The organism is Sphaerospermopsis sp. LEGE 08334, assembly GCF_015207205.1.
In the GTDB taxonomy this organism is placed as follows: domain Bacteria; phylum Cyanobacteriota; class Cyanobacteriia; order Cyanobacteriales; family Nostocaceae; genus Sphaerospermopsis.
The window spans coordinates 41,019-64,598 of record NZ_JADEXH010000005.1 but is presented as its reverse complement, the minus strand read 5'-3'; the positions used below and the strand labels follow the sequence as shown (position 1 = coordinate 64,598).

The 23,580-nt window shown below is 37.4% G+C and carries 24 protein-coding genes; 17 read left to right on the top strand and 7 right to left on the bottom strand.

The genetic code is table 11. From position 1 onward, the window contains the following. Positions 1–88 precede the first annotated feature (88 nt). The 13 genes from IQ237_RS04225 to proC all read left to right on the top strand — a co-directional run bounded on the left by IQ237_RS04225 (position 89) and on the right by proC (position 15,746). On the top strand, positions 89–2,884 hold the full coding sequence (locus tag IQ237_RS04225) for a type I polyketide synthase (RefSeq protein ID WP_194052683.1): 2,796 nt from the start codon (positions 89–91) through the stop codon (positions 2,882–2,884). Positions 2,885–3,052: 168 nt separating this feature from the next. Beyond that, positions 3,053–4,708, top strand: coding sequence for a PfaD family polyunsaturated fatty acid/polyketide biosynthesis protein (locus tag IQ237_RS04220; RefSeq protein WP_194052833.1), 1,656 nt, complete (start codon positions 3,053–3,055; stop codon positions 4,706–4,708). Continuing rightward, positions 4,705–6,039: a condensation domain-containing protein gene (locus IQ237_RS04215; protein ID WP_309225645.1), complete on the top strand. Its 1,335-nt coding sequence runs from the start codon at positions 4,705–4,707 to the stop codon at positions 6,037–6,039. The genes IQ237_RS04220 and IQ237_RS04215 overlap by 4 nt, the downstream gene beginning before the upstream one ends. 4 nt (positions 6,040–6,043) lie before the next feature. Continuing rightward, positions 6,044–6,349: a phosphopantetheine-binding protein gene (locus IQ237_RS04210; RefSeq protein WP_194052681.1), complete on the top strand. Its 306-nt coding sequence runs from the start codon at positions 6,044–6,046 to the stop codon at positions 6,347–6,349. Positions 6,350–6,600: 251 nt separating this feature from the next. Beyond that, positions 6,601–8,496 carry a hypothetical protein gene (locus IQ237_RS04205; protein ID WP_194052679.1) on the top strand — a complete coding sequence of 632 codons (1,896 nt, stop codon included), beginning with the start codon at positions 6,601–6,603 and terminating at the stop codon, positions 8,494–8,496. Between the two features lie 74 nt (positions 8,497–8,570). Then, positions 8,571–9,581: an NAD(P)-dependent oxidoreductase gene (locus tag IQ237_RS04200; protein WP_194052676.1), complete on the top strand. Its 1,011-nt coding sequence runs from the start codon at positions 8,571–8,573 to the stop codon at positions 9,579–9,581. 228 nt (positions 9,582–9,809) lie between these two features. Then, on the top strand, positions 9,810–10,646 hold the full coding sequence (locus tag IQ237_RS04195) for a class I SAM-dependent methyltransferase (RefSeq protein ID WP_194052674.1): 837 nt from the start codon (positions 9,810–9,812) through the stop codon (positions 10,644–10,646). Between the two features lie 55 nt (positions 10,647–10,701). Further along, positions 10,702–11,712, top strand: coding sequence for an NAD(P)-dependent oxidoreductase (locus IQ237_RS04190; protein WP_194052672.1), 1,011 nt, complete (start codon positions 10,702–10,704; stop codon positions 11,710–11,712). Between the two features lie 15 nt (positions 11,713–11,727). Next, on the top strand, positions 11,728–12,486 hold the full coding sequence (locus tag IQ237_RS04185; protein ID WP_194052671.1) for a bifunctional 2-polyprenyl-6-hydroxyphenol methylase/3-demethylubiquinol 3-O-methyltransferase UbiG: 759 nt from the start codon (positions 11,728–11,730) through the stop codon (positions 12,484–12,486). A gap of 490 nt (positions 12,487–12,976) precedes the next feature. Continuing rightward, complete coding sequence (gene pipX, locus IQ237_RS04180) at positions 12,977–13,255, top strand: transcriptional coactivator PipX (RefSeq protein ID WP_096565540.1); 279 nt, start codon at positions 12,977–12,979, stop codon at positions 13,253–13,255. Then, positions 13,252–13,956, top strand: a complete 705-nt coding sequence (locus IQ237_RS04175; protein ID WP_194052670.1) for a YggS family pyridoxal phosphate-dependent enzyme — start codon at positions 13,252–13,254, stop codon at positions 13,954–13,956. The genes pipX and IQ237_RS04175 overlap by 4 nt, the downstream gene beginning before the upstream one ends. 310 nt (positions 13,957–14,266) lie before the next feature. Beyond that, complete coding sequence (locus tag IQ237_RS04170) at positions 14,267–14,863, top strand: cell division protein SepF (RefSeq protein WP_194052668.1); 597 nt, start codon at positions 14,267–14,269, stop codon at positions 14,861–14,863. 67 nt (positions 14,864–14,930) lie between these two features. Continuing rightward, positions 14,931–15,746 carry a pyrroline-5-carboxylate reductase gene (proC, locus tag IQ237_RS04165; RefSeq protein ID WP_194052666.1) on the top strand — a complete coding sequence of 272 codons (816 nt, stop codon included), beginning with the start codon at positions 14,931–14,933 and terminating at the stop codon, positions 15,744–15,746. A gap of 70 nt (positions 15,747–15,816) precedes the next feature. On the opposite strand, the gene IQ237_RS04160 is transcribed toward proC, so the two are convergent. The 5 genes from IQ237_RS04160 to IQ237_RS04140 form a co-directional block, all read right to left on the bottom strand. After that, the gene (locus IQ237_RS04160; RefSeq protein WP_194052664.1) at positions 15,817–16,080 is read right to left on the bottom strand and encodes a type II toxin-antitoxin system RelE/ParE family toxin; all 264 of its coding nucleotides are present in this window, start codon (positions 16,078–16,080) and stop codon (positions 15,817–15,819) included. Then, positions 16,073–16,351, bottom strand: a complete 279-nt coding sequence (locus IQ237_RS04155) for a hypothetical protein (RefSeq protein ID WP_194052661.1) — start codon at positions 16,349–16,351, stop codon at positions 16,073–16,075. The genes IQ237_RS04160 and IQ237_RS04155 overlap by 8 nt, the downstream gene beginning before the upstream one ends. Before the next feature lie 80 nt (positions 16,352–16,431). Then, positions 16,432–17,091, bottom strand: coding sequence for a Shedu anti-phage system protein SduA domain-containing protein (locus tag IQ237_RS04150; RefSeq protein ID WP_194052659.1), 660 nt, complete (start codon positions 17,089–17,091; stop codon positions 16,432–16,434). After that, positions 17,091–17,339 (bottom strand): hypothetical protein, encoded by a 249-nt coding sequence (locus tag IQ237_RS04145; RefSeq protein ID WP_194052657.1) that lies wholly within the window; start codon positions 17,337–17,339, stop codon positions 17,091–17,093. The genes IQ237_RS04150 and IQ237_RS04145 overlap by 1 nt, the downstream gene beginning before the upstream one ends. Positions 17,340–17,382: 43 nt before the next feature. Beyond that, positions 17,383–18,792: a pentapeptide repeat-containing protein gene (locus tag IQ237_RS04140; protein WP_194052655.1), complete on the bottom strand. Its 1,410-nt coding sequence runs from the start codon at positions 18,790–18,792 to the stop codon at positions 17,383–17,385. Positions 18,793–18,942: 150 nt separating this feature from the next. Between IQ237_RS04140 and IQ237_RS04135 the strand changes: the two genes are divergently transcribed. Genes IQ237_RS04135 through IQ237_RS04125 form a run of 3 tightly spaced genes read left to right on the top strand, consistent with a single transcriptional unit; the run spans position 18,943 to position 19,994 of the window. Next, entirely contained in the window at positions 18,943–19,134 is a 192-nt protein-coding gene (locus IQ237_RS04135) for a type II toxin-antitoxin system HicA family toxin (protein ID WP_194052645.1), read from the top strand. Further along, positions 19,134–19,349, top strand: coding sequence for a type II toxin-antitoxin system HicB family antitoxin (locus tag IQ237_RS04130; protein ID WP_187039334.1), 216 nt, complete (start codon positions 19,134–19,136; stop codon positions 19,347–19,349). The genes IQ237_RS04135 and IQ237_RS04130 overlap by 1 nt, the downstream gene beginning before the upstream one ends. 24 nt (positions 19,350–19,373) lie before the next feature. After that, on the top strand, positions 19,374–19,994 hold the full coding sequence (locus IQ237_RS04125) for a type I restriction endonuclease subunit R (protein WP_194052643.1): 621 nt from the start codon (positions 19,374–19,376) through the stop codon (positions 19,992–19,994). 36 nt (positions 19,995–20,030) lie between these two features. On the opposite strand, the gene IQ237_RS04120 is transcribed toward IQ237_RS04125, so the two are convergent. Both IQ237_RS04120 and IQ237_RS04115 read right to left on the bottom strand, forming a co-directional pair. Continuing rightward, positions 20,031–20,381: a DUF5615 family PIN-like protein gene (locus tag IQ237_RS04120; RefSeq protein ID WP_194052641.1), complete on the bottom strand. Its 351-nt coding sequence runs from the start codon at positions 20,379–20,381 to the stop codon at positions 20,031–20,033. Continuing rightward, entirely contained in the window at positions 20,375–20,713 is a 339-nt protein-coding gene (locus IQ237_RS04115; protein ID WP_194052639.1) for a DUF433 domain-containing protein, read from the bottom strand. Before IQ237_RS04115 ends, IQ237_RS04120 begins: the two co-directional genes overlap by 7 nt. A gap of 146 nt (positions 20,714–20,859) precedes the next feature. On the opposite strand from IQ237_RS04115, the gene IQ237_RS04110 reads away from it, so the two are divergent. Next, positions 20,860–23,532, top strand: coding sequence for an RNA helicase (locus IQ237_RS04110; RefSeq protein WP_194052637.1), 2,673 nt, complete (start codon positions 20,860–20,862; stop codon positions 23,530–23,532). The last annotated feature ends 48 nt before the right edge of the window (positions 23,533–23,580 follow it).

Genomic DNA, 23,580 nt, shown 5'->3' with positions numbered 1-23,580 from the left:
CTCTGAATCTCGGCATTAGATAATAATCTTCTTCTCTTTGCGCCTCTGCGTGATCTCTTCTCTTAATTCTGAAAAATGGAGAATCATCATGAAAGAATTTGCACAAAATAAACTTCCAAAAATGGCAATTATTGGCATGGATTGTCTTGTTAGTGGTTCTCAAGGATTAGACGATTTTGAACACAGTATTTACCAAGGAAAACAAGATTTTACACCTATTAATTATAGTCAAATATCATCCTTACCAATTCCATTAGCAGAAATTGAAAAATTATCACCACAACAAAAATTAATGTTAAAAGTAGCTGAGAATACTCTCAAAAATACCAAACTGCGACCAGAAACAAAAATTGCAGTGATCATGGTGAGTAAATGCCAAACTCATCACGACAATAAATTAGCCAGTTATATTTCCCGGCTTTGGGATGCAACAAGTCCAGCTTTTGCTGAAGAAAATTCAGTTTTTTCAGCATTAAATTTAGCACAAAAGCTATTAATAAATAAGCAAGTAGATGCTGTTTTAGTAGCAGCAATGGACTTTGGTAAACAGGAAAATCACTGCACAGATTTACATACCCTCAGTTATGATCAAAAAGCTCATGAAACTGTAACAGGAGAAGGTGTAGCAGCAGTAGTATTGCAACTTCACGATGTAGCCAGAGAAGAGAATAATTGCATATATGCAGTAATTGATGCTTTAAGTGTATTGCAAAATTCTCCATATCAACCAGAAGCTGTCACCCAAGCTTGTCAAACAGCTTTTTCTCTGGCAGAAATTGAAGCCAAAGATATTGGTTATCTGGAAGTTTATGCTAGTGGAATTACCCAACAAGATGAAGCAGAAATTCAAGGTTTAATCACAGCTTATACAACAGGAGAAACAAATTTAAATAGTTATTTCAATTGTGCTTTAGGTAGCGTTAAGACTAACATTGGTGACACTCACACAGCATCAGGAATTATCAGCTTAATTAAAACAGCACTTTGTTTATATTACCGCTACATTCCCGCAGTTCCCCAATGGAGTGGTGTAAAAAAACCAGATGTTTGGCGTGGTAGTCCTTTTTATGTTGCCACAGAATCTAAACCTTGGTTTTTAGAATCAGGTGCGAATAGAAGAATAGCTGCTATTAATAGCATGGAAGCTGATGGCAGTTATGTACATTTAATTTTGTCAGAAGATCCCAGTCAAATAGAACGCAGCAGCAAATATTTAGAACAAATCCCTTATTATTTATTTGCTATAGCTGCCAAAAATCAATCTTCACTCCTAGACAAAATTTTCACACTGCAAAAAAATCTGCAAAATTATCCTACTTTATCCCAACTAGCTAACCAAACATTTAGAGAATTTCAAAAACATCAAAAACATCAAAAACATCAAAATCAAAATTACACCATAGCAATTTTAGCACGTAATCAAGAAGAATTAACAAGAGAAATAGATCGGGCAATTCAAGGTGTTAAAATTGCCTTTGAGACTGGCAAAGATTGGCAAACTCCTCTTGGCAGTTATTTTACAGCCAACCCACAGGGAAAAAAAGGTAAAATTGCTTTCGTTTATCCCGGCTCTTTCACATCTTATCTTGGTATAGGTCGCAACCTCTTCCGACTATTTCCGAAAATTTATGACGATCCAGTAATTAACAACGTTTATGAACGAGTTGCTAAGATTGAAAAAATAATTTATCCCCGCAGCATCAATAAACTGACAAAAAGACAATTAGAAGTCATAGAACAGCAATTAATAGATGACCCAGTAACAATGCTGGAGGCAGAAGTTGGCATTGCTGGGATCATCACAGCAATTCTCAAAAATTATTTTCAAATTCAATCTCAATGCGCTTTTGGCTACAGTCTTGGTGAAACCAGCATGATGTTAGCCCAAGGTATTTGGGCTAGCTTTAAAAATACCAGTGATTACTTGAACTCATCTCCTTTATTTAAAACCCAACTATCAGGAACGAAAAATGCAGTTCGTAAAGCTTGGGGGATACCTTTAAATAGCAATGTTCCAGAATTTTGGAGTAACTACATTGTTATATGTCCAATATCAGAAGTTAAGGAAGCAATCAAACATGAAAACCGTGTGTATATTTCATTAATTAACACACCGGAAGAAGTTGTGATTGCAGGAGAAACACAAGCTTGTAAACGAGTCATTGAAAACCTTAAATGTGATGCTTTTCCTACATCAATAAATCATGTAATTCATTGTCAACCAATGGAATCAGAGTACAATGAACTGGCGAAAATTAACACATTGCCGATTCAAAATATACCAGAATCTACTTTTTATTCTGCTGCAAATTACGAACCAATTACAATTGATAGTCAAACTATAGGACATAACATTGCTAAAAGTCTCTGCCAACAACTTGATTTTCCCCGTTTAATTAACCGCGTCTACAATGACAACATCAGAATATTTATTGAAGTAGGAGTTGGTAGCAATTGTACTCGCTGGATAAATTCAACCCTCAAAGAAAAAGAACACCTCGCTGTATCTATGAATAGAAGGGGAGTAGATGATCATACTTCAATTATTAGAGGATTAGCCAAACTCGTCAGCCATCAAGTTGAATTAGATTTATCACCCTTGTATTCTCTTTCTGGGGTAAATAGTCAAACTCAAATTCAATTAAAACCCAACAGTAATTTCCAAAATCCACCTTTAATTTCTCTGGAAGATTTAAAATCTATCCCCCATCATACCTCTAATCTGCACTATCAAAAATTGAGTGATAACAATGCACTCATAAATAAAGCTCACAGTTTTTTATTAAAATCACGCCAAGCATCATTACAGCAAATCAATTGTTTAATTCAACAAAAAATAGGCATTTACAAAAAGATAGTTGAACAACGAGCAAAAATTAAATAACCTGTATTTGTGGTGTATGTGTGGGGTGGGCATCTTGCCCGCCCAAATAAGGTAATTTACTAATAGATAAAGGAATCAGGTGCAGGAAGTTTAGATAATATCAATTAATTGAATAATTTATTTTTCGGAGTTCCCAAAACCACATTAGATGTTAAGAGGTTGGCTCAAATGTACAATACAGAAAATAGATCGAATCAAGAAAATAATCTCCATTTTTCTAACTTATTTATCAACCATCATCAAAATTGGCAAGGTAATTTTAAAAATGTTTCCTTTGATGCAAAACAAATTAAATTAAAACTGAGGAATTTAGAAAAACCATGTTATATAGTTAGAAATGAAGGGATAATTGGCATCACAAACGAAGGTAATTTATCTCATGTCAATAATGGTAAAACAGCCCAGATGGAAATGTTAATGGCTGTTCCACCCTTAGCAATTCAACAACTAGGTGATACAAGGTTTCTCGATTTTTATGGTGTAAAATATGCCTATATGACTGGGGCAATGGCTCAAGGAATAGCATCAGAAGAAATGGTAATTGCACTAGGTAAACAAAGAATTTTAAGTGTCTTTGGTGCAGGAGGTTTATCCCCTTCCCGTGTCGAGACTGCTATTAACAAAATTCAGCAAGCCTTAAATCAAAAACCTTACGCTTTTAACTTACTCCATAGTCCCAGTGAACCAGCAATTGAACGTCTTAGCATTAATTTATATCTCAAACATCAAGTCAGAATTGTTGAAGCATCTGCATTTTTAGATTTAACTGACAACATTGTTTATTATCGAGCCGCAGGATTAAGTTTAAATTCAGCCAATCAAATCCAAATCAAAAATAAAGTCATCGCCAAAGTTTCTCGCCGCGAAGTTGCCACTAAATTTTTGCAACCTGCACCTACAAAAATCCTTAAACAATTAGTTGAACAAGGTTTAATTAGTGAATTACAAGCCAATCTTGCCAGCAAAATTCCTATGGCTGATGATATTACAGTAGAAGCAGATTCTGGAGGTCATACAGATAATCGTCCCCTGATATGTTTATTACCTTCCATCTTAGAATTACGAGATGAAATTCAAAATAAATACAGATATGAAAACCCCGTCAGAATTGGCGTAGCTGGCGGAATTTCTACACCAAAATCAGCCTTAGCTGCCTTTATTATGGGTGCTGCTTATGTTGTTACAGGTTCTATAAATCAATCTTGCATTGAAGCCGGAACTTCTGAATACACCAAAGAATTATTAGCTCAAGCCGAAATGGCTGATGTGATGATGGCTCCCGCCGCAGATATGTTTGAAATGGGTGTAAAATTGCAAGTTCTCAAACGTGGTACACTCTTTCCTCTCCGCGCTCAAAAATTATATGAATTATACAAAAATTACAATTCAATTGAAGAAATTCCCCTAGCGGAAATAGAGAAACTAGAAAAGCAAATTTTGAAAAAGCCTGTGCAAGAAGTTTGGCAAGAAACAGTTAATTATTTATCCCAACGCAACCCAGATAAATTAACCAAAGCTGCAAGTAATCCTAAACTGAAAATGGCTCTAATTTTCCGTTGGTATTTAGGATTGTCTTCTCGGTGGTCTAACAGTGGAGAAAAAGGTCGAGAAATTGACTATCAAATTTGGTGTGGACCGGCAATGGGTAGCTTTAATGATTGGGTGAGAGGTTCATACTTAGCTGAACCAAAAAATCGCCAAGTAGTAGAAGTTGCTGAACACATTATGACAGGAGCAACATTTTTATACCGCATCCAAAACTTAAAAATCCAAGGACTACAAATTCCAGATGAATACAGTCAATATTTTCCAGAAAAATTATGACTATGCCAGATAACAGAGAATTAAGCAGTCTGGAAGCAACAATGGAAATCCTCAATAGCCGTGCTAAAACCTGGAATTTAGTTACTATTAGTCGCATTAACGGCAACCTCCAAAAAGCAGTTATCAGACAGGCTTTAGATATTATTCAATATCGCCATCCTAGTCTAAATTCTCGCATTATCCATTCTCAAAATCGTTTTTATTTTCAACCCATAGGTACAGAAAAAATCCCTTTGCAAACAGTTATAAATTTAGATAAGGAACAATGGCAAGAAGTTGTTAATCAAGAAATGAATGAGGCAATTGATAGTAGCAAATGTCTAATGAGAGTTGTCATAGTTACTATCAAGGATGAGCCAAAAATTAATTATCTAATTTCCACCTTGCACCATGCAATTTCTGATGGTTTATCCAGTATTCAACTGCATTCAGAAATTTTCACTTATTACCAAAGACTTACATCTGGTGACACCATTAAACAAGTTACCACCTTAGAACAACTACCACCCATTGAAAAACTACTACCCAAATATACACAAGGTTGGAGAGGGAATACAAGCAGATTTTTATTATTGTTAAAAATTGGATTGCAAAAGTTTTGGAAACAACCAAAAACATTAGATGTTGAAAAGTATGTACCCATTTATCAACGGAATTGTGCAATTATCCATAAACAAATTTTTGCAGATGCAACTGAAAATTTTATTGCTCAATGTCAGCTAGAAAATACCACAGTCAACAGTGCTTTATGTGCCTTACTCATGTTGACAGTAGCTAGAAAAATTATCAAACCAAATCAAAAAAGTGTCTGCATGAATTGTCTATCTTATCTTGATTTACGCAGACGTTTGCAACCTGCAATTAATAAGGAAAACTTAGCTGTTTTAGCTACATCTCTGATGGGATTTCACACCATAAACCAAAATACATCTGTTTGGGAATTAGCAAGGGAAGTCAAACAAAATTTAGAATCGGGAATTAAGCATGGTGATATTTTTAATATGGTATTACTTGCCAAGTATCTAACCAAGTTTTGTTTTCTCTTTCCTCAACAAGTAGCAGCTACAGTTTCAGTATCTAATATTGGCAAGGTAAACATTCCCAAATCGTATGGTGAATTAGAACTAGAAGAGATCAGTTTTGCAGGTTCTCATTCTTTATATGCAGGTATGTTTGTGATTCATGTGGCAACTTTTCAAGGCAAAATGCTGTTAAACTTCGTTTTTTCTCAACCTTCAATTAGTCGGGAGACAATGGAAGATATGGTAAATCAAGTTGTCTGTTACATCCTTAATTTATCATCCAATACTGCAAAAATTAGAGGTGCATAAATAAATGAGCGAAAATCTTTATCAACACCCTGTAAAAACAGCCGTTAATACCGCAGATATTCAAGCTTGGCTAATAGATAATATTTCTCATATATTGGGAGTTAACCCAGAGGAAATAGATATTCGAGAACCGTTAGATAGCTACGGTTTAGATTCATCTCAAGCCATAATACTTGCGAGTAAAGCTGAGAAATTTCTGGGATTTAAATTATCTCTAATCCATTTGTGGTATTATCCCACCATTGAAGAATTGGCACAGAGATTAGCTGAAGAATTAGAAAATTCAGACTCAGAAATTTTGCAGATTTAAACAATACATAAACATTTTTGTAAGAATTTAGCTTGTAATTTCCAGCATTTCCGCAAATTAACACGACACGAATAAATTGGCAATTCTTTGGTGTTAGCTGATTGCTGATGGCTAATAACTGAATGCTTACAAATTTTCAATTTTTTCCTCCTCTAAGACTGACACTTCGCACGAATGGAGGAAACATCATTCAGCGGAGTGTCTTCTTTTCCTTATGCTTTTTAGTTCGTTAAAAACTGGGAGATTTAGTCATGAACGCATCCGAACTTTTAGCGAAACTCACTCAACAAGGTGTGGAATTTTGGGTTGAAAATAGCAAATTAAATATTCGTTCTCCTAAAGGGATAATTACACCAGAAATCCAAGCGGAAATAGCCACATATAAAGGAGATATTTTGGCATTATTACAAGAAATGAATATTGCTACAAAATCAGCTTCTGAACCTCTGATTCAAGGAATTAGTTTACAAACTATTGGCAGGTTAATAGGTGGTTTTGCAGGTGAATCACCTATAGGATATCAGCCCCCAATTATTAACCCAAACATGATGGCTCAAAATCTCAGTGTGACATTTAGACCTTTACCTCATGGTTATCATCATCAAACAATTATTAAATTCCGCCAAGAATTAGCAATTAAGTTAAAAAACTTGGGCGTTACTGTGATCCCTTGGCAGGAAGCAACAACAGAAATTTTCTATGATATCAAAATTCCTCTATTTAATTGGAATCATTCTTTAAAAATCAAGGGTGTGCGAGCAGAAGTTGATGCAGTCATAGATGTAGAAAGACCTAATTCATGGTTGAGAAAATTAGGAATATTTATAGCTGAAAATTTTTATCTTTTATCTTATCCCTGGCTAGTAAATCAGCAAAAAATGTCTGTTGTTCAAATCGCTAAATTAAGTAGTTGGGCGGAAGATCATGCCGCAAAATATGTCGAAGATCCAACAAATACTCAAGTCATCATTATTGGTGAAATAGATGAAGAGTTTGTAAATCCCTTAACCAAGTATCAAGACAAAATTAGCATTGGCATCAATACACTCATTAAAACATTTTCCGAAATTGTCATTGGCGTATCTAATGATAAAATTTCCATTCTCAATATGAATCTATCAGATTCTATTTTTGAAAGAACAGAAATAGATAATTTTATTTCCAAATCTCTGATTCCTAAAGTTTTTGTTCCCATCGCTCCCCTGTTAATGAATAGATTTGAAATCGGAGAATATAATCCTTATATATCTAGTTATGCTCATAAATTGGTGAAACTAGGTCAAGAACTAGCATCAACTGGTTTATTTCCACCAGGTTTTAAACTAGCGGAAGTTATTAAAAGAAAGTCCCACAGAGATATTGTTAATGTCATCGTCAATGGTAGAACGGGAGTTTCTTATGGTTTTGTCGCTTATGCAGAACCACCTTATTATGTAGGAAAACCAGAAATAACTGCTGCTGAATGGGAAAACTTATTACCTGTTGCGGGATTTAGTAGTAATGAAATTCGTACAAATGAAACAGGTAGACGTTATATTAAAATCCTCATCGCTGGAGAATATGTATTTAAACAAATCCCTGATATTTGGTTACTTAGTTCTCGTTCAGGTTCTAATAAAACAGATTTAAATATTGAGCAAGATATCCTTCGCATTGGGTTAAAAAATAATTTACATCTGCAATTACCACTAGGCAATCAGTCAACTAAATCAGATATCAAACCTTCCTATGATATCTATGTTATGCTGGCAATTACTCTAGGTGCTGCCTTATATACACCAGAATTAATTGCTCATGGTGCGCCAATTGTTCACTTTCATGGCTATCCTGCTTATGATTGGTTTCAAGAAAATGAATATTGCTTTGGTGTTGATAATCCTTCTGTACCCTGTGGAACTTATGAATCAGGAGTGTTTAATTTTTTAGGTTTTTCTAACTTAGCTAATCAACAAACAAAAAATATCAAATTAGTTAGTTTGATCGAACCAGATCATGGCACAAATTTTATTGCTCATGATATGGACTATCTAGTTGATAGATTAAAAAATGGATGTGTAGCAGAACAAATTGAATTAGGTGGACAACATTTTGCTTCTATCAAAGCAAATCTAAGTAGTAAAAATCAATTGATAATTCATAGGAAATAGGGAACAGGGAATAGGTAATAGGTAATTGGGTTATTAATCTTCCTAGTTAAAAAATTGAGTAATTTGTGAGAATTATGAACATCAATTCAAAAACATTACTGATTACGGGAATAGATAACTTTATTGGTTTACGTGCTGCTGAATTAGCTTTAGAACGGGGCATGAAAGTTCGTGGTTTACAAACTTCTGTGAACAAGAAAAATACCAATAATTTGGATGTTGATTTATTGTTTGGTAACATCACTGATTTTGCCATTGCCCAAAAAGCTTGTCAAGGAGTAGATATTGTGTTTCATACCGAACAATTGGCAGCAGAAACAGGCAATATCAAGAAATTTCGGGAAATAAATGTTGGTGGTACAATGAAGATGGCAAAAGCCGCCAAAGATGCTGGTGTGAAAATTTTTGTGCATCTTTCCAGCGTCCTAGTTTATGGCTTTAACTATCCTCATCAAGTGACAGAATCAGAATTGCTTTGTGGAGAAAATAACCCCTATTGTCAAACGAAAATAGAAGCAGAATCTGCACTTTTACAATTGAATGCACCACCAGATTTTAATATTATTATTATCCGCGCTGGTGATGTTTACGGTCCCGGTTGTATTCCTTGGGTAGTACGTCCACTTTTATTGATGCGTCAAAATTTATTTGCTTATGCCAATGATGGTAAAGGTGTAAGTAATCATCTCTATATAGATAACCTCATTGATGCTATCTTTTTGGCAATTGAAAAAGAACCATCGGGAGAAATATCTGGAGAAATATTTAATATCACAGATGGACAAGAAACTTCTTGGAAAGAGTATTTTACAAAATTAGCTGCAATAGAAAATTTACCAGCTTTTATTTCTCTACCCAAAGATGAAATGAAATTATTGTTGCAAGTGCGTTACCAAGGTCAAAAACTGTTGCGAAAAAAAGCCGATATTCTGCCAGAATCACTAGATTTTATCACTCGTCCTTATGCCTATTCCATCACCAAAGCAAAAACTATGCTGGGTTATCAACCAAAAATTGATTTGACTGAAGGAATGCATCGTACTCATGAATGGTTGAAAAAAACTGATATCCAAAAATTGATTTAGGGAGCATCCCAACTTTGAAAAAAATCAACACAGCCACACCAAAAACTCTCTGAAACTCTCTTACCTTTGCGTTCTTTGCGCCCTTTGCGGTTCAATCATATCAGGATATTAGTGCATATTATTTCCATAGATAAAAATAAATTTACACATTTGGGATGCTGCCTTAATTTCCAGCTAAATTCACTTGAAACCTGTTCATTTTAATCACCTATTACTTGGGAGTTCAAGATGTTGAGTAATTTCACTTCTCTGCCTGAAAATTTGTTAAATAACTTTATATCTCGTCCTAATCACTATCCCTTGAGAAGATTGTTTTGGAAAGGATGGTATAACCTTTTCGCAGCTAATTATAGCAACATAAAAATTACTTTTATCAACTATGGTTATGCAGATGTAGAACCGAATACCAAACAACTAGAATTGAACCCATCTGAAGAAGAAGAACGTTATTGTCTTCAACTTTATCATCATGTTGCCAATGCTATTTCACTGCAAGGATTGGATGTTATTGAAGTAGGATGTGGACGTGGTGGTGGTTCTTCATATATTACCCGTCATTTACAACCAAAAACAATGACCGGGGTTGATTTTTCCAAAAGCAATATAGCATTCTGTCAAAAAGCACATTCTGTTCCCCAACTAAATTTTCAACTCGGAGATGCAGAATCTCTACCATTTAATGATTGTTCCTTTGATGTAGTCGTTAATGTTGAATCATCACATTGTTACGGTTCGCCTGAACGTTTTTTCGCTGAAGCTTTTAGAATTATGCGCCCAAATGGTTACTTTTTATTTACTGATTTTCGCCCCAAACAAGACATTGAAAAAACAACGATAGCATTAAAAAATACTGGGTTTAAAATTTTAAAATCGGAAATAATAACCCCTAATATTCTCAAAGCTATGGATTTAGAAAATGAAAGAAAGCTAAAAATAATTAACCAGTATATTCCTAAATACTTACACATAGTCGCCAACTGGTTTGCTGGATGCCAAGGAACTCCCATGTATGAAGCATTTAAAAATGGAGATCAAGAATACCTTTGTTATGTTTTGCAAAAGTAACTTCTCTTTCCCAAAAAAATGCTCAATTTAAAAATTAACGAAACGTTTACTGATAATGAACCTCTGTGGAAAAACACTTCTTATTTCTGGAATCGGTGGGTTTATAGGCTTACGTACCACCGAAATAGCCCTAGCAAAAGGTTTGAAAGTTCGTGGGCTGCAACATTCCCAAATAAAAGCTAAAAAAGCTGAAAAATTAGGCGCTGATGTCATTATTGGCAGTGTAACTGATCCTGCAACTGTGCAAAAAGCTTGCCAAGGAGTTGATATTGTTTTACATACAGCAGCCATTGTCAAAGAACATGGATCACTCCAGCATTTTCGTGAGGTAAATGTGGGCGGAACTGTTAACATAGCCAAAGCTGCTCACAATGCAGGTGTGAAAACCTTTATTCATCTTTCCAGTGTTCTTGTTTACGGTTTTAATTATCCTGATCGTGTCACCGAAGCTGATCCAATTTTTGCCGAAAATCATCCCTATTGTCAGACAAAAATAGAAAGCGAAAACGCACTTTTGCAACTTAATTTCCCCCCAGATTTTAACATTATCATTCTCAGACCAGGAGATGTTTACGGACCAGGAAGCTATCCCTGGGTAGTTCGACCACTACAATTGATGCGCCAAAAAATATTTAGGTTAGCCAACAATGGGCAGGGAGTAATTAACCATTTATATATAGACAATCTCATTGATGCTATATTTCTAGCCATAGAAAAAGAAGCATCTGGAGAGATATTTAATATCACTGACGGACAAGAAACTTCTTGGAAAGAATATTTTACACGGTTGGCGGAAATTGCAGATTTACCTGCACCTCTTTCTCTGCCTAAAAATGAACTCAAACTTCTGTTGCAACTGCGCCATCAAGGGCTAAAACTAATTGGCAAGAAACCTGATATTTTACCGGAAGCCTTAGATTTTATCACTCGTCCCCATGCTTATTCCATTGCTAAAGCACAAAGTGTATTAAATTATCAACCAAAAATTGACCTAGACGAAGGAATGCGACGCACACAGAAATGGCTGCAAACATTGGACTTGAAAGCATTAGATCAAATGGGTTAAAATAGGTTAAAAATTATGAAATATAAACACAATCTCCCCAGTCAATCGGTAACAACTTTAGATAGTCTTCCCTTCACTTGGGAACGTCTAATTCCCAAACAGATACCCAGCGATCCCGCAAGTCAAAAACTTTTTGAAATTCATTTGCGACGCTACGAAACTGCGGCAACTTATGTACAAGGTAAACGAGTTTTGGATATCGCCTGTGGTACAGGATACGGTAGTCAGATGCTTCGTCTTGCAGGGGCGATCGCAGTAGTCGGGGTAGATATCTGCCCAGAAACCATACAATACGCCAGAAACCACTATCAAGAAAACAATGTAGAATTTGTCTGTGCTGATGCTCTGACCTTTGAGTGGTTACAGCAATTCGACGTGATTGTTTCTTTCGAGACGATAGAACACCTACCCTATCCTGCAAAATTTCTAAATCGTCTTCGCAGTTTGATAATTCCCGGAGGTGACTTACTGCTGTCAGCACCACTTGGTGAAACCCGACATATAGATCCTTATCACCTCCATGCTTTTAGTCAAGAAAATATATTTACACTACTTGAAAACGCGAATTTTTCTGTAGACAGATACCGTTGTGATGATTGGTGTCTAACTCGTGGGGATCTTCTACTGTGGCGACAGCTTTATCCAGCAGCCAGACCAACCCTACGGGAACAGTTTTTCACTCTCAGAGGCTGGCAACTTCTCAGCGATTTTTTCTTCCGGGGTGTGATTAATATACCTGAACTCATGGTTGCTGCCAAATTAATTACCACCTAAAAAGATCAGGGGCAGTAGGGGCAATCCCCCCGTGGTTGCCCCAGGAGGCTTACGCAAAACCGAATGAAAGTAGGGGTAATTCATGAATTACCCCTACGTCAGAATCAGGTTTTGAGTCCAATTTTGCATAAGTCCTATATTTAAGAAAATCGTAACTAGCTACTAACCCCACCCCAACCAGAACAATAACATCGGCTGAGATTTGCGCCATAAAGCGAGAATTATGGCAGGATGGAAACAAGCCCATGCAACGAGAAGTCCAAAAGCTGGTTTTCACTCTGAGGAACTTCATAGGAGGCAGGAGGCAGGAGGCAGTTAACAGCGAACAGTTAACAGTCAATGGCGATAACTGATAATTGATAACTGATAACTGATCCACAGTTTCGCATTGTCAGCCAAAAAAAATTCTGGCCGAAGACTGCTTATTATCGTCGGAATGATTGTGTGAGACTGCGAAAAAAGAATATATACTCCCAACCTTGACTATTAAATGAATCCAGACTACTCAGAAACTTACATCAATCATCCAACGTGGGGTTTACTATATAGGATCTGTATGGTTGATGATAACCAGGATCTGTTTACTACACTATATGCCCAACGCTTATTTTTTTTGGTAACAAATGACGTTAAAGGTATTAAATTTCAGTCTATTGGCCGGACTGAAGCCAGAATGATGCTGGAAAATCGTTTGCGTACTTTGCGTCGCAGTGGCAAGCCACAGGAGTACGATCAGCTTCAAAGTGTTTTCCAACGAACATTCCAATGACAAGTTCAATTAGTGAACGTATTGCTACCATTCGTGCTGAACTTCCGCCTTCAGTACGGTTGATCGCTGTTAGTAAGCAAATACCAACCGAACTGATGCGGGAAGCATACAGCGCGGGCATTCGTGATTTTGGTGAAAGTCGCATCCAAGAAGCTGCCAGTAAACAACAGGAGTTACAGGATCTGCCAGATATTACTTGGCACTTCATTGGACATTTACAAAGTAACAAAGCTAAAAAAGCTTTGGAATTATTTAATTGGATTCACTCTGTAGATAATCTACATCTAGCCCAGCGTCTAGATACCCTGGCGCAACAGCTAGGAGTGAGTCCCCTGGTTTGCCTACAAGTCAAAATTCTCGCTGATCCTCACAAGTCTGGTTGGATAATCCCAGAACTATTAGCAGACTTGGCAGCACTTGATCAATGCAAAAATTTGCAAATTCAAGGTTTGATGACAATTCCGCCTCTGGGTTTGAATGAGGAGGAAATTTTGAATGTGTTTAAACATACCCATAAACTCGCCCAAGAAATTGCCTCACAACAATGGGGTAATATCACAATGCAGCATCTATCTATGGGTATGTCTGGGGATTATCAATTGGCAATCCAAGCAGGTGCAACAATGGTCAGATTAGGGACTATTTTGTTTGGGCATCGCTCCCAAATTTCCCACATCTCACCAAATAAGACTGTATTTTAAACAACTCAGCACTGACAATTGCGTCAGTGCCTATTGGGGAAAACCAAGTAGCTAGATTTATATACTTGACAAATGTAAATACTAAGACAAAACTAGAGGAAAAGAACTTTTCATAACTCCATCTTTAGGATATAATTTTAACTCATTGTTATGTCCATATAAAGTTCTTTCTAGAACAGTCTTTTCTTTATGAAAACCTGTACTAGAAAATACAAATAGCAATAAAATTGCTCAAAGCAGCAGCACTTACTAGGGCTACCACAATTTAAATCTGGATCAATTAAGGTAATTTCCACTGGGAGCGTAGACAATGAACAATATATTTTCCAAACTTCGAGATTTTGTGGGCTTGAACGAGCAGGTAGAATACGAGTATTACGAGGAAGAACCAGATACCGACAGCTACCAAAATCTGTATCAGCAAGAAAATTCTCAACCTGCTCCACAAGAAACCCCTGCTCCTAATCGACGTTGGCGTGAAAACTCCTCTACAATGGGAGATGAAGTAGCAGCAGCAGCAGGATCAAAGCCTATGAGTAATGTGATTGGTATGCCAGGCGCAATTAATGGAATTTCTGAAGTTTTAGTTCTCGAACCCCGCACTTTTGAAGAAATGCCCCAGGCAATTCAAGCATTACGTGAGCGTAAGTCTGTAGTATTAAACTTGACTATTATGGACCCGGATCAAGCTCAACGGGCAGTTGATTTTGTTGCCGGTGGTACGTATGCTCTAGATGGACATCAAGAACGAATTGGTGAAAGTATCTTTTTGTTTACACCCAGTTGTGTGCAAGTCAGCACTCAAGGCGGATTTTTACATGAAGTACCCCAACCACCAGTACGTCCCGTTCGTCCTACAGGTACTACTCCCACTTGGGGCAGCGAACCTAACCGCATGGCACAATAATGAAGTTAAAGTTAGTCGTTTGTCAGGTTCAAGACAAATGACTAATAACTCATGACTAAATAACTAAATGATTATTAAATTTGGTTTAATTGGTGGCGGGGTAATGGGAGAAGCTCTATTATCCCGCCTTATTGCAAGGGGCATTTATCAAGGTGCGGAAGTTATTGTCAGTGAACCCCAGGAGACTCGTAGGAGTTTTTTACAGCAGCAATATGGGGTGACTGTGACAACTGATAATAGTTTGGTGTTGTCTCAGGCTCAAGAGGCGGTAGTGTTGGCGGTGAAGCCACAAATATTAAGTGCGATCGCCCAAGAATTAGCAGATATTTTACCTATAAAAAATACACCTTTAATTATTTCTATTTTGGCAGGTGTGCCTTTAAAACAGCTAGAAGCGGCTTTTCCCCAACTGCCAGTTATTCGCGCTATGCCCAATACACCGGCTACAGTGGGTGCAGGAATGACGGCTATTTGTACGGGTGCTTATGCTCAACCCAGTCATCAAGCAACCGCTAAGGAAATTTTTGCGGCAGTGGGGGAAGTGGTGGAAGTTCCAGAAACGCTGATGGATGCAGTGACAGGTTTATCTGGTAGTGGTCCTGCCTATGTGGCGTTGATGATTGAAGCTTTATCTGATGGGGGTGTGGCTGCGGGTTTACCCAGAGCCGTGGCTAAACAATTAGCTTTACATACGGTATTGGGAACGGCCAGACTGATAGAAGAAAGTAAACTTCATCCCGCAGAGTTGAAGGATCGAGTTACCAGTCCTGGGGGAACGACTATTGCGGGAGTGAGCGAGTTGGAGAAGGCTGGTTTTCGTTCTGCTTTAATTGAAGCGGTGAAAGCTGCTGCTCATCGTTCTCAGGAGTTGGGTAAAGGGTGATTGGTGATTGGTGATTGGTGATTGGGAAATGGCTAAAATAATAGGTTTTATTAGACTCACCAAATCACATTCACTGTTCGTAGACTTCGCCGCGATGAGCGATCGCCACAACAAATACCTGCACCACTTCATCCTCTATCGAATAGATGACCCTGTAATCCCCAATTCTATAGCGATAAAACCCTGCGTAATCTCCCTTCAGGGCTTTGATGTTCGGATGCGATCGGGGATTTTGTTCTAGTTGCTGCAAACATCTGGCAATTTTCTTGGCTAGGGCTTTGTCAGCATTGACATAAACCTTTTGGGCATCGGGATGGAGAAGAACTTCATACATCAGATCGAAGGTTTCTCCAGTTTGTGTAATGGGTTTTAGGGGTGGTTTGATTTTGCTTAACTCGCTCTAGCAAACCAGGAATTGCCAAAAGTTCTTGTGTTGCAGCTTCGCTTTCAGCATTTGCTAAGTAAGCAGCAAAATCCGCCAACACCTGTAATCTTTCCGGTGATAGTTGCTTGAGTAATTCATTAAGGTGGTTCTGTAACTCTGTTGTAGATTCTAAAACCTCCGATGAACTATCCAAATGTGGAGAATCATTTGTAGTATTCATGAATTGCTTCCCAATTTTAAGGTTTTGTGTCCATTGTAAAACAAGCAGTCCTAGCATCAGGTAATGGGAGAAATGCGCTGTCATTCTAGCTGGTCACTCGCTTTAAGTGTAGATAGCTTTTCTATTGACTCCTGAAGCAATTGATCAAAAGTAATGCAGTGAAGAGGCTTACTATTGATGATAGTTTTGCTTGACCTCCAGCGAAATCTTTGCATTAAGCCAGATTGCTGGAGAAATTTATCTCTCCCAATCACAAGCAAGCCAGTATAACTGATTTCACGATGACCAAAATACTCTTCAAATTTGTAGGTTCTCTCATAATCATCCATGCGGTAGTACCAGTCAATCACTTGACTCACACCATGTTCATACCTCGATGACCATTCATAACTGGTATTACCTGAGTCGGAATTTTGTAATTTAGGCTTAAAAATACTATTTTCTGTTGCATCCTCAAATTCAACAAATACAAACTTCTTTTTCTGTCGGTCAGAAATTACAAAATCTGCTCTAAACTCGTTACTAAATAAACTGACTTCCGGCTTATAAAAAGCTGGTTCTAGTCCAAAATGCCAATATCCAAGTAAAAGAATTAAGTTAGGACGATTTGAGAAAAACCTTTGTAGTCCGTTTTTTCCAGTTTCTCTAATTTCTAAGTTAGTTTTGAGAAAATGTTGCAGTTCTTGGATCTGTTGATCACATTCGTTAATATCAAATTTATAAGGAATCAATGTGATCACTAATTGTCTTCCTTTTTGCGGTCAATAATATCAATTATTAAAAACCCTTGTTCAGTTTGTTTAAAAAGTAGCCTTACTGTGGGGTCTACTCTGACTACCCATGTATCTGTATTCTCAAGTCTGTCAGACTTTAAGTGCTGTGAGTTTTTGACATCTAGCTGCTGTATTACTTGAGAAACTTTATTTTTTTGACTTGATGGCATGGTTTCATAAGCCATTAAAGCCTTTTCTCTAAATTGTACGGTCATATTCATATCTCCATTGACAAATTCATTATATCAAGTTTATGACTTATTCTAACAGTTGCTTATCTATCCAATTACATTGTTCACAATGATATCTTAGCGCGTCCTGTTGTTTAGTAGCATCTTCACCAGTTAAACAACTTGCTATTTTTATTCCTCTAATATCTTGATAGTCTTTCGCTATTTGTTCCGATATTAATACTTCTCTGGTTGTTGGATGAATAGCTATGAGGTGTGCATCGAAAAGTCTATGCAAATCTACTCTCAAAAGTAAGCCATTAGCTACATCATGAGATTCAATCTTGCTATAAGGAATAATATGTGATGCTTCAATAATTTGTTCAATGTGACAACCACTAATTAAACATCTATAACCATAAGTTTCTTTTAGTTCTTCTTTAAATTCCTGTTGTCCTTCTCGTGGTGGTGGAGATTTTACTGTTTTAACTTTTTTCTTGGTTAATAATTCTATCCATTCGGAATTATGATATTTTTTAGTTTTAATATCATCTTCATGGATCATTTGTGCAAATTTGGGATTAAATCCTTCAGGGAATTTAGTTTCATCATTATAATATGCTCCTTTTAACTTAGCACCTGTAAGTTTGGTTTTAGTATTGGTTAAATCAGTGTTTCTAAAATCAACTTTTGAAAAGTTAGCATCCCTAATTCTACATCTAGTCAAGTTTGATCCCATCAAGTTTGCCCCTGTTAGATCTGCTTTTCTCAAATCTGCTTCTGTTAAATCTGCTCCTCTCAAATTTGCCCCTGTTAAATTTGCTCCTCTCAAATCAGCTCTTCCCAAATTCGCATTTTCTAAATTTGCTTCTGTTAAGATTGCTTTTTTTAGTCTTGTTATAAGAATTTTATTTTGATATATGTTTGAAGCATTATTAACCCTATCTTCGTGCAACTTTGCATTAGAAAGGTCAGCTTTAGTTAAGTTAGCACCATCTAAATTAGCACCTATTAAATCAATTCCAGAGAGATTTACAACTACTACTTCTTCGTTAAGAATTTGCGAAATTAAATAATATTTTTTATGAATCTTGGTTTTCTCATCAATAATAACATTTTTGAAAATAGCCCCATCTAAACAAGTATTGGTTAAATCTGCACCAGATAAATTAGCACCACTAAGGTTTGCATGATATAAATTTGTATCTCTAAGGTCTGTATCAACTAAATTTGCACCACTAAGATTTACATAACTCAAATCTACATCAATTAAAGTTGCACCACTAAAATTTGTACCACTTAGGTTTGCATGATATAAGTTGGAATGAGTTAAAATAATTTCTGCCAGGTTTTCATTGCTAAAGTTTGGGGGAGCATTATCAGTCCAAATAACCCTATCACATATATTATGAAGTTCAATATTTCTGTTATATAATCTATGATGACTAAAATTTCTTTTACCTTCTTTGTAGAATTTTAAAAGTTCTCTATCTTCCATTTTTACCTGACTATAAATCATACAACTACTTAAACTAACTTAATAAATAACTAAAATTTTTGATTCCGTAGATTGAATATAGTATACTTGATATAGTAGTGTTTTTACCAAAAATTTATCAAATCACTAATCACGCTATGATAGTAAACAATGAAAGTTAAAGAAGTTCTCAAAATCCTAGAAGCAGATGGTTGGTATATAGATCGGATTAGAGGTAGTCACCGTATCCTCAAAAATGAAAATAAATCAGGTATTGTAGTTGTACCTGGAAAACCAAGTGATGACATTCCCATAGGTACACTTTCATCAATTTGGAAGCAAGCAAAATTAGGAGAAATATAATGATTGAGTACACAGTAATTTATGAACGTGGTGAGACAAACTGGGGTGCTTATGTTCCTGACTTACCCGGTTGTGTCAGTATTGGGGATACTTTAGCAGAAGTACAGGAAAATATTAAAGAAGCAATAGAATTGTATCTAGAAGTATTGAAAGAAGATGGACAACCCATACCCGAACCATCCACAGAAGTTGGTAAAGTTGCAGTGACAATATAATCACAGCTACTAAAAAAATCTACTATGCAAAGACTAGCCATTACTGAAACCATCACCACCATTGCTGAAGCAGAAAAAAGATTTGGTTTAACTCGCAGTCAATCTCAGGATTTTTTTACAGAATGGGATGATCAACTACCTGAGATTAATTCTAATGGCCGCACTAACCTAGAAATTCTCTGGCAGCGTTATATTTATCATCGTTCCGGTGGGCATTTATTAGAAAGTACAGTAATGCTATTACTTGTCTCTCCATTGCTGACAGTTGCAGGTTTGTATGACCCACCTTTTCCCATCAAAGCTGAAGAATCTGTACAAATTATAATAACCGATAGCGAAGAAACTCTACAAGGTCAAATAGATATTTTAGTATTGAAAGATCGCCTTTGGATAATTGTTTTAGAGTCCAAAAAAACCATGTTATCAGTTTGGTCAGCATTGCCCGAAACTCTTGCTTACTTGATGGCCAGTCCAAATACTGATTTACCTACTTTTGGAATGCTAACTAATGGTGATGATATTGTCTTTGTCAAAGTCCAAAATCAGCAGTATGCCATCTCACGGGTGTTTGCACCTCTAACTACTCAAAGTGAATTAGAGTTTGTGTGTCGAGTGCTACGCAAAATTGCAAAAACATTAATTTAAATTGGATAAATTTCCACAGGATACGATCGCTTTACACTAGAACGGAAGATACTGGATCTGCCCTTCTAATTCACCTTCTAAACAGCAATCTATAATTAGTAAAATATCTTCTATCACCTGTCCAATTTGTGCATTTGTCCCTACCTCAATCACTCCTGGCATTGATAAACCCTGTGCAACTCGTTCATAAGCAAACTGTGTAATTGTAGCAACATCATGAGTAAGTAAAATCCTCCCTTCTTGGGCAGCCCATGCCAAAATAATTGGATCATCCTCACCTAACAATCCCACGTCTTGAACTCGGACAATATCAATATTCGATCTTCGGCGTAACAGTCCCCTAACGATAGTATTATCAAAATTCTCGTCAGCAAGCAGTTTCAACATACGTCCTGTTCTGCTTTACGCGCAAGTAATCTATCACGCAACTCTTGTGGATCAAACCTTGCTTCATTCATCTTCCGCACTTCTTGGGCTTGTTGCTGACGTTGCTGTAAATATGCTTCAACTTCTTGCTGATGGTTAAGATAGAAGGCAATAGTGGCGTACACATCAGCCAGCTTGAGCGATGGATAGCGGTAAACTATTTCTTCTGCGGTTGCTCCGTGTTTAAAGACAGAAACTACAGTGTCAAGAGTTACACGAGTCTTCCCTACCCGAACCACACTATCAGCAGAAATTTTCAGTGGTGCTGGTTCAGCGACAATTACCAGGGTCATTATGATAGATTAATAATATTATTTGCTTTTATAGTAACCCAAGTTGCTATTTACAAAACCACCAATAACCAATTACCCCAATTATCCATCACCTCTTCCCCAATCAGGTTATGATAGTAGATAGTCTGGATGCAAAAGATGATTGAGTGAACTATACTGCCCCGTCTTCAGAAATTAATTTAGGGTCGATTTTTCCCTTTGAGTTGGATCAATTCCAACTAGACGCGATCGCCTCTCTCAATGCTGGCCGCTCAGTGGTTGTCTGTGCGCCCACAGGATCGGGTAAAACTTTGGTTGGGGAATACGCTATTTATCGCGCCCTATCCCGTGGTAAACGTGTATTTTACACCACACCTCTGAAAGCTCTATCGAATCAAAAATTACGCGACTTTCGGGAAAAATTCGGATTCGATCAGGTGGGACTATTAACCGGGGATGCTTCCATTAACAGGGATGCACCGATTATAGTCATGACTACCGAAATTTTCCGTAATATGCTTTATGGCACACCCATAGGTCAAATCGGGATCTCTTTAACAGGCGTTGAGGCTGTAGTCCTCGATGAGTGCCACTACATGAACGATCGCCAACGGGGTACAGTCTGGGAAGAATCTATTATTTACTGTCCCCGTGAAGTCCAACTGGTCGCCCTTTCCGCTACAGTTGCTAATAGTGACCAACTCACGGACTGGTTAAATCGTGTTCATGGACCCACAGACCTAATTTATTCTGATTTTCGTCCAGTTCCCTTAGAATTTCACTTTTGCAACCCCAAAGGTTTATTTCCTTTATTAAATGAAAGCAATACTAAAATTAATCAACGTTTAATTAGACGTGGTAAAAAGGGTATAGGAGAAAGAGGTAGAGGTAATCGCCCAGAACCACCAACAATAGTTTATACCCTCAGTCAATTAGCCCAGCGCGATATGTTACCCGCAATTTTCTTTATTTTCAGCCGCAGAGGTTGTGATAAAGCCGTTGCTGAGGTGGGAGATTTATGGTTAGTAAATAATGAAGAATCCCAAATATTACGTAGACAGATTGATGATTTTTTAGCCCGCAACCCAGAAGCAGGACGTTCTGGACAAATTGCACCTCTTTACAGAGGTATTGCAGCCCATCATGCGGGAATTTTACCAGCTTGGAAAGTTTTGGTTGAAGAACTTTTTCAACAAGGTTTAATTAAAGTTGTCTTTGCTACGGAAACACTGGCGGCGGGTATTAATATGCCAGCACGGACAACAGTTATTTCTACCCTTTCTAAACGCACTGATAACGGACACCGTTTATTAAAAGCTTCAGAATTTTTGCAAATGTCTGGGCGTGCTGGTCGTCGGGGCATGGATTTACAAGGTCACGTTGTGACATTACAAACTCCCTTTGAAGGTGCAAAAGAAGCAGCTTATTTAGCCACATCTCCCCCAGATCCTTTGGTGAGTCAGTTTACTCCCAGCTACGGTATGGTGCTGAACCTCTTGCAAACCCATACTTTAGAACAAGCGAAGGAACTGATAGAACGCAGTTTTGGCCAGTATATGGCGACTTTGTATTTAAAACCAGAGTATGATGAAATTGCAGCCATCAAAGCAGAACTAGCAAAAGTTGAAGCAGAATTAGCCGCAGTAGATGAAAATGAAATTGCGCTTTATGAAAAATTGCGCCAACGGTTAAAAGTAGAACGGCATATATTTAAAACTCTACAGGAACAAGCACGGGAAGACAGACAAGAGCAACTTTCCATGATGTTAGATTTTGCTGTAACAGGGACGCTGTTAAGTTTGAAAGATAAAAACATGACAGCGACATTACCGTTAACAGCTATATTATATGGTAAAGCTCCTGAAATTGGACCTACGTCTTATTTGGTTTGTTTAGGACAAGATAACCGCTGGTATGTAGCGACAACAGCAGATGTGATTGATTTATATGCAGAGATGCCCAGGGTAGAAGTACCAGAGGATATTTTACCACCTGATGAACTAGGTTTAAAACGAGGTCAGTCAGTGCGGGGGAATGCAGCAACAGAGGCGATCGCCCAAAGTATACCCGATCCCAGCGAATATATGTACATGACACCGGAAGTAGCTGCTCAACTGAGTCGGGTGAATGCGGTACAATCACAAATAGAAAATCATGCCTTGCATAAATCAGGGAATATTGCCAACATATTTAAACAACGAGCGCGTTGTGTAGAATTAGAAGCGGAACTAGAAGAGTTAGAAGAACAAGTACAACAACACTCACAGCAACATTGGGAAGAATTTCTGAATTTAATTCAGATATTACAGCATTTTGGCGGGTTAGATAATTTAGCACCCACAGAACTGGGACAAATGGCCGCAGCCATTCGGGGTGAAAATGAGTTATGGTTAGGATTGGCGATCGCCAGTGGTGAGCTAGATAATTTAGATCCGCACCATTTAGCAGCAGCAGCAGCATCTTTAGTCACAGAAACACCACGCCCTGATAGTAGAGTACGCTTTAACCTCAGTAACGAAACAGCAGACGCTTTAGCCAAACTCCGGGGTATTCGTCGCAAGCTGTTTCAAATTCAACACCGTCATAACGTAGCTTTACCTATTTGGTTAGAATTTGAACTCATTGCAGTGGTTGAACAATGGGCGCTAGGAATGGACTGGTTACAACTTTGTGCTAATACAACTTTAGATGAAGGTGATGTAGTTAGGTTGCTGCGTCGTACCCTAGACTTATTATCACAAATTCCTCACGTTCCCTTTGTTCCTGATAGTTTACGACAAAATGCCCAAAGAGCAATGCAATTAATTGATCGTTTTCCAGTCAATGAAGCAATGGAATAAATAAAGCAAACCGAGTTCATTAGAAATCTCCGAAAAAGAATGTAGAGA

Excerpts from the sequence above, each read along its gene's own strand:
- IQ237_RS04200 (WP_194052676.1), top strand. The coding sequence starts at position 8,571 with ATGAACATCAATTCAAAAACATTACTGATTACGGGAATAGATAACTTT.
- IQ237_RS04190 (WP_194052672.1), top strand. The coding sequence starts at position 10,702 with ATGAACCTCTGTGGAAAAACACTTCTTATTTCTGGAATCGGTGGGTTT.
- IQ237_RS04115 (WP_194052639.1), bottom strand. The coding sequence starts at position 20,713 with ATGACCCTGGTAATTGTCGCTGAACCAGCACCACTGAAAATTTCTGCT.
- pipX (WP_096565540.1), top strand. The coding sequence starts at position 12,977 with ATGAATCCAGACTACTCAGAAACTTACATCAATCATCCAACGTGGGGT.
- proC (WP_194052666.1), top strand. The coding sequence starts at position 14,931 with ATGATTATTAAATTTGGTTTAATTGGTGGCGGGGTAATGGGAGAAGCT.
- IQ237_RS04220 (WP_194052833.1), top strand. The coding sequence starts at position 3,053 with ATGTACAATACAGAAAATAGATCGAATCAAGAAAATAATCTCCATTTT.
- IQ237_RS04155 (WP_194052661.1), bottom strand. The coding sequence starts at position 16,351 with ATGAATACTACAAATGATTCTCCACATTTGGATAGTTCATCGGAGGTT.
- IQ237_RS04175 (WP_194052670.1), top strand. The coding sequence starts at position 13,252 with ATGACAAGTTCAATTAGTGAACGTATTGCTACCATTCGTGCTGAACTT.
- IQ237_RS04140 (WP_194052655.1), bottom strand. The coding sequence starts at position 18,792 with ATGGAAGATAGAGAACTTTTAAAATTCTACAAAGAAGGTAAAAGAAAT.
- IQ237_RS04160 (WP_194052664.1), bottom strand. The coding sequence starts at position 16,080 with ATGTATGAAGTTCTTCTCCATCCCGATGCCCAAAAGGTTTATGTCAAT.
- IQ237_RS04210 (WP_194052681.1), top strand. The coding sequence starts at position 6,044 with ATGAGCGAAAATCTTTATCAACACCCTGTAAAAACAGCCGTTAATACC.
- IQ237_RS04130 (WP_187039334.1), top strand. The coding sequence starts at position 19,134 with ATGATTGAGTACACAGTAATTTATGAACGTGGTGAGACAAACTGGGGT.
- IQ237_RS04135 (WP_194052645.1), top strand. The coding sequence starts at position 18,943 with ATGAAAGTTAAAGAAGTTCTCAAAATCCTAGAAGCAGATGGTTGGTAT.
- IQ237_RS04145 (WP_194052657.1), bottom strand. The coding sequence starts at position 17,339 with ATGACCGTACAATTTAGAGAAAAGGCTTTAATGGCTTATGAAACCATG.
- IQ237_RS04120 (WP_194052641.1), bottom strand. The coding sequence starts at position 20,381 with ATGTTGAAACTGCTTGCTGACGAGAATTTTGATAATACTATCGTTAGG.
- IQ237_RS04125 (WP_194052643.1), top strand. The coding sequence starts at position 19,374 with ATGCAAAGACTAGCCATTACTGAAACCATCACCACCATTGCTGAAGCA.
- IQ237_RS04215 (WP_309225645.1), top strand. The coding sequence starts at position 4,705 with ATGACTATGCCAGATAACAGAGAATTAAGCAGTCTGGAAGCAACAATG.
- IQ237_RS04195 (WP_194052674.1), top strand. The coding sequence starts at position 9,810 with ATGTTGAGTAATTTCACTTCTCTGCCTGAAAATTTGTTAAATAACTTT.
- IQ237_RS04185 (WP_194052671.1), top strand. The coding sequence starts at position 11,728 with ATGAAATATAAACACAATCTCCCCAGTCAATCGGTAACAACTTTAGAT.
- IQ237_RS04205 (WP_194052679.1), top strand. The coding sequence starts at position 6,601 with ATGAACGCATCCGAACTTTTAGCGAAACTCACTCAACAAGGTGTGGAA.
- IQ237_RS04225 (WP_194052683.1), top strand. The coding sequence starts at position 89 with ATGAAAGAATTTGCACAAAATAAACTTCCAAAAATGGCAATTATTGGC.
- IQ237_RS04170 (WP_194052668.1), top strand. The coding sequence starts at position 14,267 with ATGAACAATATATTTTCCAAACTTCGAGATTTTGTGGGCTTGAACGAG.